Annotated in this window: 1 protein-coding gene; it reads left to right on the forward strand. The window is 48.4% G+C overall.

Annotated features, from left to right (window positions below; all coding sequences use genetic code 11):
* Positions 1-585: oxidoreductase C-terminal domain-containing protein (locus tag A3730_RS03985; protein WP_197477273.1), on the forward strand; the 585-nt coding region annotated here is incomplete at its 5' end.
* Positions 586-697 lie beyond the last annotated feature (112 nt).

The following is a 697-nucleotide window of genomic DNA, read 5'->3' on the forward strand; positions in this document are numbered from 1 at the left end:
GAATCAGATGATCAAGGGTGCGTGAATGGTGTGACCTTGGCCGATGGGGGTAAGGTGTCAGCGGACATCGTTCTCGTTTCGATTGGTGTCATACCAGAAACGGCCTTGGCTGAAAATGCTGGCCTGCTTTGCGATGATGGCGTTGTCGTCGATGAATTTACCCGCACCGATGACCCAGACATTCTGGCGATAGGAGATTGTACCCGCCATCATAATCTGTTCTTCGACAAAAGGCAGCGTCTTGAATCAGTCGCTAACGCTGTTGAGCAAGCTCGTACGGCGGCAGCTACACTTATGAGTGAAGAAAAGCCCTACGATAGCCCTCCCTGGTTCTGGTCGAACCAGTATGATGTTCGTTTGCAGATGGTAGGATTGTCCCAAAATCATGACCAGCGTGTACTGCGTGGCAGTATCCTTGACAAGGAATTCGCAGTTTTCTATCTATGTCTTGGTCATGTTATTGCTGTTGATGCAGTCAATTTTCCAGTTGCATTCATGGTGGGTAAACAGTTGGTTAAACTGCGCAAGAGTGTCAGCGCTGAAGTGTTGTCTAATCCGAATATCGAACTGAAGTCTTTAATCTGAAGCACTGCAAGAATTGCTATCTCCAATAGTCTCGATGACGACTTGTGTCAACGGAAACCGTATCCGGTACCGAAGGTCGATCTGAGCAATCAAGTGGCGTGGACATGGTCGA

The organism is Alcanivorax sp. HI0044 (assembly GCF_001634945.1).